A 9,721-nucleotide genomic window follows, 5' to 3' on the forward strand; every position below is an offset into this window, starting at 1 on the left:
ATCGACTAGTGGCGGTGTCGCGCTACTTTCAGAGGGACTACGTAAAGTTTGACGGAGATAAAGCTCACCTCTGACGAACTTAGGCTAATGTCTCTTTTCCAGAGCGTCACCACCGCGACCGCAAGGGACTGCATCGTTGATGAGCGAATGGACCGCGTCATTTTTGTCGTAAACAAAGGCCAGATGGGCCTTGCAATCGGCAAAGGTGGTGCCACAATCAAACAGTTGCAGAATGTTGTAGGGCGCAAGGTAGAGCTGGTTGAGTTTTCAGAGGACGCGGCCGAGTTTATCCGCAACATGCTCAATGCGGAACTCATAAACGAAATTAGGCTTTCAGACAGGATTGACGGCACAAAGCAAGCAGTGGTCGTTGTTGACGCCAAAAAGAAGGGAGCTGTAGTCGGCAGGGAGGGCAGAAACGCCGAGAAGGCAAGGCTCCTTGCAAAGCGATACTTCCAAATAACCAGTCTACTGATAGTAAGCCCCGAGCAACAGCTAGCAGGTAATAGCAACAGGATGGAAATGTGAAAAAATGGGTAAATCACCTTTAGGATTGTTTGCAGGCAGGGTTCTGCGCGCAAAGAAAAGCCGCGGACGCTGGGCTGACAAGTATTACAAGAGAAGAATGCTCATGCTTGACAAGAAGGCGAACCCTCTGGAGGGTGCACCTCAGGCAAGGGGCATAGTGCTGGAAAAAGTCGGCATCGAATCAAAGCAGCCAAACTCTGCGGTGCGCAAGTGTGTCAGAGTGCAGCTGATAAAGAACGGCAAGTCGGTCACTGCATTTTTGCCCCGAGACGGCGCACTTAACTTTGTCGACGAGCACGACGAAGTGATCATTGGCGGAATCGGAGGGTCGATGGGAGGAGCAATGGGCGATATTCCGGGAGTCAGATGGCAGGTATTCAAGGTCAACGGAGTGTCGTTGAATGAACTTGTACATGGAAGAAAGGAGAAGCCGAGAAGATGAGCGGGAAGGAACAGATCAACATTCTACTTTTTAACAAGTGGGACACGACAACCATTGGCGTCAACGACATCGGCCTCAAGCGAGTCATCAAGCTGGATCCGGCCGCGGCAATTCCCAATACCTTTGGGAGGCATGAGCACCAACGGCTCAAAAAGGCCGAAGTCCACATCGTGGAACGGCTCGCAAACAAACTGATGCACTTCGGCAAAAAATATGCAAAGAACACGGGCAGAATGGGAGGCAAGAAGGCAAAGTCGCTCAACATTGTCAGGTCGGCATTTGAAATCATTCACCTCGAAACTGGCAAGAATCCGGTCGAGCTTTTGGTCAGGGCAATCGAGAACTCTTCGCCGAACGAGGACACCACTAGGATTGTCTACGGTGGTGTGGTTTACCACGTATCGGTCGATGTCGCGCCGCTTCGGAGGATAGACTTGGCCCTACGGTTTATCGCAGAGGGCGTCCGCGAATCCACTTATTCAAGCCCACAGACAATAGAAGAGGCCCTTGCCAAGGAAATCATTCTGGCGTCAAACAACGACATGGCCAGTCACGCCGTCAAGAAGAAGAACGAGCAAGAAAGAATCTCGATGGCATCGAGATAACCATACTTTCTTACTTTTTCCCCTTTAGCAATCTACGATTCTCAATAATTAAATAATATTCCCGTCGCATCAAGAGCGCATGAGCGGCAAGGACAAGTCGGTGTTCTCAAAGGAGGCTCTGATGAGCACTCAGTCAGGGAAGGACATTCTAAAGCAGGGCCTGCTTCGCAGCAAGGGCTACAAGCAATTCAACCAGTACAAGGAGAAGACTGAGCGCGAATTCGGCGCCTTTTCGTCGCGCTTTGCTTTGTCGCTGCACAAGCTAATTGAAAGCGACGCATCCGTTTCCAAGACAATGGACAACTTTGCGTCAGAGGTCGGGTCTGCTCTTCTTGTTCCCCGCGAGAGCGAATATGTCGCCCTCAGGGAGCGACTTTCGTCACTCCCGGTGCTGCAGGACAGGGTTGCGAGGATACTAGATTCAAACTTTGTTAAAATGACATTTCCGGTTTTCCACGCCCTTTTTGACTCGTCCGCTGCGTTCTTTGGCGATTCCGTCGCAGAGGATAAGAAAAACGCGGTGATCGATGGCCACATTATTGCCATCGACCTGTCCGAGCCGATGGACCGAATTGTCGACCGCGACGAGGACCTGGAATACCTGGAAGAATACAAGTTCATGTGCCCGTACATACTCGCGCTGGCAAGGGAGAAAATCGCAATCGGCGGTGACAGGGTACTTGCGGCATTTGAGGAAGGCTTCAAGGACGCTCGAAAAGGCCAGGCAATAGATGTCGGCCTCAAGCAGCGACCCCTGAGCATATCTGACGAGAAGATGGCAGATTGCTACAAAAAATACAGGGCAGTCATGGGCACGGCTGGCCGGAACATGGCGCTTGATAGGAGGCCACTTGGCGACATCTTTTACCTAGGAATGGCCAAAGCTGCAGAGTCCGTCGGTTGCGGAAACGAGATAGAGGATGCCATAAAGAACGGGTACGTGAAGATTCCATCATGGCCGCTTTATTTTGCTCTGAACTCTAACGATGTCAAGAGGGGCTTTGAGTTGTGCATGCAAAAGGCCGACCTGTACCTGCAGGAGGCAAAGCTTGCGCTTGACATGCTGCCGGAAAAATTTGAATACCGGCCGTTCTTGGAGTTTCTGTTTCTCACGGTGAGGCACTACAACGAATACTGGTATCTCGAGCTTTTGAGACGGTCACCGTTTAGGGAATTTAGGGAAAGAATCGAAGGGCTAGGGCAAATACATTGACATGATGTGGTCCGAAAAACATCGGCCAAGCAAAGTCGAACAAATGATTGGAAATGAGCAGGAAAGACTGGCAGCTGTACGCTGGATTGCGAGCTGGGCTAGAGGCACGAAGCCACTGCTGCTTGTCGGTCCTCCTGGCATCGGCAAGACCACCCTTGCAAGAATTCTGGCTGCGCAGTTTGATTATGACCTGGTTGACATGAATGCCAGCGACACGAGGAACAAGGCCTCGCTTCGGGAAAGGATACTTCCCGTGCTGTCAAATACGAGCAACCTTCTCGGCCGGCGGATACTGCTCTTCCTGGACGAGGTTGACGGAATCGCCGGAAGGGAGGATAGCGGAGGGCTTGAGGCTCTGACGGAGATGATGAAGGAGCCGACAGTGCCCGTAATAATGGCTGCAAACGAAAAGAGCGCGAAAATTAAGGATCTTGCCAAGGTGTGCAAGACAATCGAGTTTTCACGGATTCCACCGCGCGAACTTCAGATGTTCTTGGATCATGTCCTAATAGTCGAGGGCAGGAGTCTGGGGCCGGGCGACAAGAGGGCGGCAATCACTACGAGCGGCGGGGATGTCCGGGCTCTTCTGAACAATGCACAGTCGAGGGCTGCCGGTTACGCCACCGGATCAAAAAGCGCCCCCGAGCTCGAGATTTCCCACGCCCTCAACAGATATTTTTCCTCCACTTCAAGGGAGGAAGCTATCGGCGCCTTTCTGGCCGCCGATGCATCATACCCGGATCCCAGATTCGAAGGTATGAGCCCAGAACTTAGAAGAAAAGACATGATTGCGGCCCTTTTTTCAAGTATAGTATCCTCGCTAGCTAGCAGGGAGAAGGACCGAGATGGCAAAACTGACGATATGGCACCCATGCTGGACATCATTTCAAAGGCGGACATGGTGGTAGGCAGGGCCGGCAGCAACAGGGAATGGGCATTGCTCAAGTACGTCGCCCCAATGCTCTCCCAGGGGCTGTACGAGCTTACGAGAAATAAAGGGATCAAGTATTCGCAGTATTCGCTCCCCTGGCCGTTGATGGGCCCGCTGTATGCGCGCGGCCAGACCACGAGGAAATTGGCAGCCGCGCTGGCGCCTGCCACCATCACCTCTAGGAGGACATGCAGCGCTGCAATGCTTCCCTATCTTCTGCAAATCCTTGCCAGGCATGAGCCAAAAGTTGACATAGAGCGCTTCGCGCTAGAGAACTTTGGCGACGAGTCGGTTGCAGAGTCGCTCGTGAAGGTCTTGGAGAGGAAATTGACATGAGCGCATCTCCCAAAGACTGGCTCAAAATTCCGCTCAAGTTCCGCGGCAGGTGCTCGGCCTGTGGCCGCGAAATCCCGTCCGGCGAGGTTGCTTTGTGGTCCAAGGCTTCAAAGACGGTCAGGCATGTCTCCTGCGAGCCACCGCAATCCGCCAACGAAACTCCAATTCCCGAGGCCCCTGCACCGGTGATGGAGCTTGACTGCTTTATCTGCGGCAAGCCTTCGGGCTGCGGAAAATGCAGTCTGGCCCTTGACTGCGACAGGACCATGGTGTCACAGGGGTGTATTTGCGAGGAATGCTTTGCCGGAGACGGAGATCCGTATATTGCCTATCAGCGCGAGTTTCTAAAGAAGGCAAGGAAGATTCCAAAAGTTAAAATTTGAACATGATGACCTGATGTCTGAATGTCAAGCGACTACGAGCAGAACGTGGGAAAACTGCTGGCCGAAAAGAAGGCGGCGCTTGAAAAACTCCAAAGCGACCCTGTTCGCAACAGGCTTGAAATCGCATCGCTTACCACCGAAATCGAGACTCTTCAATCTCTTTACGAGAACTATAACCTGGGAATGAACGTTTTTCGCAGAGCGCAGGGCGGCCGAGCGGGCCTGCGAGAATAGATTTTCCGCGTTATGCACACCGGACGTGAAATATCCGCCTAATCGGCGAATAAACATCAATCTTTACGCCACATGTTTCGACTTGAACAAGAATCTTTAACGCTAATAATGAATTTATATTGCCAAAAGCTGGCTAATTTCACGTTCTATGCATGAGGATAAAATCAAGCGACTTGCTACTTTAAAAAAATCTGCCGAAGGCGGAGGGGGAAAGGAACGGGTTGAAGCCCAGCACTCTAAAGGCAAACTGACGGCAAGGGAAAGGATCAACCTGTTGCTTGATGAAAACTCGTTCATTGAAATTGACAAGTACGTCACGCACCGGAGCGACGACCCATCAGTTGGCAAGTCCTTCGGCGACGGCGCGGTAACAGGTTTTGGGACGGTCGGCGGACGGCAGATCTTTGTTTTTGCGTACGACTTTACCGTCCTTGGAGGATCGCTCGGGGAAATGACTGGCAAAAAGATTGCGAAGGTAATGGATCATGCGACAAAAGTCGGCTGCCCGATTATTGGGATAATTGACTCTGGCGGGGCAAGGATACAGGAGGGCGTCCTCAGCCTCGACGGGTACGGCGACATTTTCTTTAGAAACACAATGGCTTCCGGCGTGATACCCCAGATTACCGCGAGCATCGGCCCATGTGCCGGCGGGGCCGTGTATTCGCCTGCAATGACTGACTTTGTTATAATGGTCGAAAACATTGGCCAGATGTTTGTCACTGGCCCGGAAGTCGTAAAGGAAGTCCTCAGCCAGGAAGTCTCCTTTGAAGAGCTGGGAGGCGCAAAGGCGCACGGATCCAAGTCAGGCGTTGCGCACTTTGTCGCCAAAAACGAGTATGAATGCATTGACAGGATAAAGAAGCTGATTTCATTCCTGCCCCAGAATAACACAGAAGAGCCGGCCATCATTGAAACGGGTGACGACCCCAACAGAATAGACGCCAAACTGGTTGACATCCTTCCAGAGAACCCCTACCAGCAGTACGACATGAAGGAGATCATAAAGTCAATAGTGGACAACGGCGACTTTTTCGAGGTCCACGAGCTTTTTGCCGAAAACATAGTGGTCGGGTTTGCAAGAATGGCCGGCAGGACCGTAGGAATAGTCGCGAACCAGCCCATGTACCTTGCAGGCGCACTTGACATCAACTCGTCCAACAAGGCTTCAAGATTCATACGCTTTTGCGACGCGTTCAACATCCCGATAGTCACGCTAGTTGACACGCCAGGCTATCTGCCAGGCACCGAACAGGAGCACAACGGCATTATCAGGCACGGAAGCAAACTTTTGTTCGCCTACTGCGAAGCGACAGTGCCAAAGATAACCTGCATTGTAGGCAAGGCTTACGGGGGGGCTTACATCGCCATGGGAAGCAAGAACCTGAGAGCGGATATTAACTACGCATGGCCCACTGCAGAGATTGCCGTGCTCGGACCGGAAGCAGCCATCACCATAATACACAGGAAGGACCTGAAAGGCTCGCCGGATGCTGTGGCAACAAAGAAGAAGCTGGCCAAAGAATACAGGGACAAGTTTGCAAACCCATACATCGCAGCCGAAAAGGGGACAATCGACGTTGTGATCGACCCCGCAGAGACCAGGCCGATGATAATCAGGGCTCTCGAAGCACTTGCGAACAAGCGTGAGGCCCGGCCATGGAAAAAGCACGGGAACATCAACCTCTAAAGGTGGATAGAATGGCAGGAAAGGAATGGTTGAGAAAATGAGCAGGAAAATATCAAGCATTTTGATCGCAAACAGGGGCGAAATAGCCCTGCGAATAATCAGGGCCTGCAGCGAGCTTGGCATAAAATCCATGGCGATTTATTCCGACGAGGACGTCAGAGCAGTCCACGTCAAGCGCGCTGACGAAGCGTTCCACATCGGACCGGCGGCCCCGGCAGCAAGTTATCTCAACATGCAAAAGATAGTCGAGACCGCCAAGGCGGCGGGTGCCGACGCAATCCATCCCGGCTATGGCTTTCTGTCGGAAAACGAGAACTTTCCGGAAATGTGCGAAAGAAACGGCATTGTGTTCATCGGTCCAAAAGCGAAAGCCATGGAAGTAACGGGCGACAAGATGAAATGCAAAGAGGTGATGAAAAACGCAAAGGTTCCAACCGTTCCGGGCAGCGACGGGATAATCGAAGACGTGGAAAAGGCCGCAGATATCGCTCACAACGCCGGTTACCCTGTGCTTCTGAAGTCTGCGTTTGGAGGCGGGGGAAGGGGCATCAGGCTTGCTAGGGACGAAAAACAGTTGCGGCAGGAATTCGAGATGGCCTCCGCTGAGTCGAGAGCTGCCTTTGGAAAAGCAGCCCTTTTCGTTGAAAAGTACCTACAAAAAATCAGGCACATCGAATTCCAATTGATAAGAGACTCCCACGGCAATGGCAGGCATCTTTTCGAGCGCGAATGCTCCATACAGCGAAGGCACCAGAAACTCATTGAAATGTCCCCGTCCCCGGTAGTTGATCAAAAGACCCGGGACAGGATAGGCGAGATCGCGGTGAGGGCTGCCCATGCAGTTGACTACCTCAATGCAGGCACGGCCGAGTTTCTGCGCGACCCCGAAGGCAACTTTTACTTTATAGAAATAAACTCCAGGCTTCAGGTAGAGCACCCTGTCACCGAGCTTGTCACAGGTCTTGACCTTGTCAAGCTGCAAATTGCTGTCGCAGAAGGAGAGGAAATTCCCTTCGAGCAGGAGGACTTGAAAATGAATGGCTGTGCAATGGAGTGCAGGATCAACGCGGAAGACCCGTTCTATGACTTTGCGCCGTCGGTGGGACCCGTGCCGAATTGCAACATTCCATACGGGCCCGGCATCAGAGTTGACACCTATCTCTACCCAGGATGCACGGTATCAGGCTACTACGATTCGCTTGTTGCAAAGCTACTTGCATGGGGGCGCAACTTTGACGAGTCGCGTGTCAGGATGAGAAACGCCTTGTCTGAATTTACAATTGAGGGTATCAACACTACCATCCCCTTGTACAAGACTATCATGGAGGAGCCAAATTTCATCAAGGGGGAGCTTTCGACGGACTATTTGGAGAGGTACAAGGTTTTCGACAGGATGGCCGAGGACCAGAAGGCTGAGACGTCCAAGTCTTCTGTTGCAGCTGTGGCCGCGGCATTGCTTTACTCAGAGTTTGTAAAGGGAAGTAGTGTGGCTCCGGTAACTGAGCAGGCCAAGTCTGTCACCAAGAGCCCTAGCTCTTCGGCGCGCTGGAAGTCCAGGGTGGGGAACAACTAGTGGAGTTCAAAATAGGCGACCTGGCGCAGCTGCTGGGAGGTGAGATTGTCCGGACTGCAGACAATTCTTCGGTTATCTTGAACATCGGTGGAAAGGAAAGGACACTGAGGCTCCTAAAATCTACCAGCAACGACTTTGAGTTCATACTCGACAACTCATACCACCACGCAAAGATTCTGCAGTCCAGCAGTGCAGAAGTCAGGCTAGTAGTCGACGGAGTCCCAGTTACCCTGAGAAAGCACTCAAAGCTTACAGAGGTCCTCGAAAAGTCCTCTGCTGCGGCGGGGCTTTCGGGCGGAGACAGGAACCTTGCCAGCCAGATACCTGGCAGGGTTGTAAGCATCAACGCCAAAGCCGGCGAGGAGGTAAAGAAGGGCGACGTGGTCGTAGTCTTGGAATCCATGAAGATGCAGGTAGCCGTCAAAGCACACAAAGACGGGACTCTCAAGGAGATCAGGGTGAAGCAGGGCGCTAGTGTTGCGCGCCATGACGTTCTGGCGGTAATCGAGTAATCGCCTGTCACTGAACTCCCTGCAATGTATTTCGCATCCCGAGCAATGTTGCTCGAGATCAGCGGATAGCAACATGAAATTCTTCTTTTGCTATATTTTTATAATCCGAGCATTTACAGGCAATTATCCATGAAGAGACTGGACCTGATAATCCCGCACGAGCGCCTTACCGAAGTTAATGAGCTCCTCCACAGACACAAGGTTGGTGGCATGACGTTTTACGATGTCAAGGGAAGGGGAAGGGCAAAGAGAGAACCCGTCTCAGTCGGCAGGGGCGTCATGCGATACGTGCCAGAATTCAGCTTTCGAACCAAGATAGAGGTGCTAGTCCAGGACTCTGTCGCACAGGAAATTATCAAAGATGTCCTCAAAGTAATTACAACCGGTTCTGCGTCAGACGGCAAGATTTTCGTCTACGATGTAGCAGAAGCGTACGACATCGGGAGCGGAGAAACCGGGGACGTGGCCCTCTAGTCACTGGCGACTAATCCAAAGAAAAAGTTATAATCTTGTGTGCGCGCAAGAGTGTGTAATGCAAAACCAGTCTGAAGCGCAAGAGAGAAGGACTATGCCGGTTTGCCTCAGCCCGGATCAGTTGAAGGTAATCGAGTTGTACGCAAAGAGCAAAGGAATGCTCAATGCCAGCCAAGCTATTGAGGACGTGGCAGGCAACGCAAACTAGCCTGCGCGGCTAGATCGCTTTTTCTCCCCTCACTTTTGATCCGATATCCACGGCATCGTCGATATCAGAGACAAAGATTTTGCCCTCTCCCTTTATTCCGGTGCTAGTACTTGAAAGCAGTTTTTCAACCACCTTGTCTACCATCGCTTCATTGACAACTATAACAATCGTCGAATTCATGTTAAACGCTGGCCGGAACGTTGTGGTGCCTCTGCTTCCGTGAACCTCGGGCCGAGGTATTTCACCGCGCCCCTTGGTATCATAATAAGTCAGTCCGCCAAGGTTCAACTCCTTGAGAGCTGTGAATGCCTTATCGAGCCTGGCGGTAGGGATTACTGCCTCGATCTTTTTCATGTTTAAATGACCGCTGGGAATTCCAGCATGTTTTATTAATCTTTTATTGTGCCTGCGGAGCTCTTTTGCGCGATATTGCCTGTCGTAGAAAGGACTGCTTTTAGAAAAAGGAAAAAGAGGGAGTCGGCTTTATCCGACCCTTAAGATACGTTAACGGTGCCTAGCATCGTCGGGTGCAGCTGGCAGAAGTACTTGTACGTGCCTGCCTTTGTGAAGGTAAAGCTGTAGCTTGACTTTG

At 51.8% G+C, this 9,721-nt stretch carries 14 protein-coding genes; 12 read left to right on the forward strand and 2 right to left on the reverse strand.

What is annotated here, in order from left to right:
* The first annotated feature begins 48 nt into the window (after positions 1–48).
* The 12 genes from ABI361_10160 (at position 49) to ABI361_10215 (ending at position 9,129) form a co-directional block, all read left to right on the forward strand.
* A complete protein-coding gene (locus ABI361_10160) occupies positions 49–528 on the forward strand; it encodes a NusA-like transcription termination signal-binding factor (protein MEO9321026.1) in 480 nt (159 codons plus the stop codon).
* Positions 529–532: 4 nt separating this feature from the next.
* Positions 533–970, forward strand: coding sequence for a 30S ribosomal protein S12 (locus ABI361_10165; protein ID MEO9321027.1), 438 nt, complete (start codon positions 533–535; stop codon positions 968–970).
* Positions 967–1,575 (forward strand): 30S ribosomal protein S7, encoded by a 609-nt coding sequence (locus ABI361_10170; protein ID MEO9321028.1) that lies wholly within the window; start codon positions 967–969, stop codon positions 1,573–1,575. Before ABI361_10165 ends, ABI361_10170 begins: the two co-directional genes overlap by 4 nt.
* Before the next feature lie 79 nt (positions 1,576–1,654).
* Complete coding sequence (locus ABI361_10175; protein MEO9321029.1) at positions 1,655–2,788, forward strand: hypothetical protein; 1,134 nt, start codon at positions 1,655–1,657, stop codon at positions 2,786–2,788.
* Positions 2,789–2,792: 4 nt separating this feature from the next.
* Complete coding sequence (locus tag ABI361_10180) at positions 2,793–4,055, forward strand: AAA family ATPase (protein MEO9321030.1); 1,263 nt, start codon at positions 2,793–2,795, stop codon at positions 4,053–4,055.
* Positions 4,052–4,438 carry a hypothetical protein gene (locus ABI361_10185; GenBank protein ID MEO9321031.1) on the forward strand — a complete coding sequence of 129 codons (387 nt, stop codon included), beginning with the start codon at positions 4,052–4,054 and terminating at the stop codon, positions 4,436–4,438. The genes ABI361_10180 and ABI361_10185 overlap by 4 nt, the downstream gene beginning before the upstream one ends.
* Before the next feature lie 21 nt (positions 4,439–4,459).
* Entirely contained in the window at positions 4,460–4,672 is a 213-nt protein-coding gene (locus ABI361_10190; protein MEO9321032.1) for a hypothetical protein, read from the forward strand.
* 148 nt (positions 4,673–4,820) lie between these two features.
* A complete protein-coding gene (locus ABI361_10195) occupies positions 4,821–6,362 on the forward strand; it encodes an acyl-CoA carboxylase subunit beta (GenBank protein MEO9321033.1) in 1,542 nt (513 codons plus the stop codon).
* A gap of 25 nt (positions 6,363–6,387) precedes the next feature.
* The gene (locus tag ABI361_10200; GenBank protein MEO9321034.1) at positions 6,388–7,935 is read left to right on the forward strand and encodes an acetyl-CoA carboxylase biotin carboxylase subunit; all 1,548 of its coding nucleotides are present in this window, start codon (positions 6,388–6,390) and stop codon (positions 7,933–7,935) included.
* The gene (locus ABI361_10205; GenBank protein ID MEO9321035.1) at positions 7,935–8,447 is read left to right on the forward strand and encodes a biotin/lipoyl-containing protein; all 513 of its coding nucleotides are present in this window, start codon (positions 7,935–7,937) and stop codon (positions 8,445–8,447) included. Before ABI361_10200 ends, ABI361_10205 begins: the two co-directional genes overlap by 1 nt.
* Positions 8,448–8,576: 129 nt before the next feature.
* Entirely contained in the window at positions 8,577–8,921 is a 345-nt protein-coding gene (locus tag ABI361_10210; protein ID MEO9321036.1) for a P-II family nitrogen regulator, read from the forward strand.
* A 58-nt stretch (positions 8,922–8,979) separates the two neighbouring features.
* Positions 8,980–9,129, forward strand: coding sequence for a hypothetical protein (locus tag ABI361_10215; GenBank protein ID MEO9321037.1), 150 nt, complete (start codon positions 8,980–8,982; stop codon positions 9,127–9,129).
* 9 nt (positions 9,130–9,138) lie between these two features.
* On the opposite strand, the gene ABI361_10220 is transcribed toward ABI361_10215, so the two are convergent.
* Both ABI361_10220 and ABI361_10225 read right to left on the reverse strand, forming a co-directional pair.
* Positions 9,139–9,483 carry a P-II family nitrogen regulator gene (locus ABI361_10220; protein MEO9321038.1) on the reverse strand — a complete coding sequence of 115 codons (345 nt, stop codon included), beginning with the start codon at positions 9,481–9,483 and terminating at the stop codon, positions 9,139–9,141.
* 140 nt (positions 9,484–9,623) lie between these two features.
* On the reverse strand, positions 9,624–9,721 hold a 98-nt coding region (locus ABI361_10225), incomplete at its 5' end, for a plastocyanin/azurin family copper-binding protein (protein MEO9321039.1).

The sequence above is a fragment of the Nitrososphaera sp. genome, from assembly GCA_039938515.1.
Taxonomy (GTDB): domain Archaea; phylum Thermoproteota; class Nitrososphaeria; order Nitrososphaerales; family Nitrososphaeraceae; genus Nitrososphaera.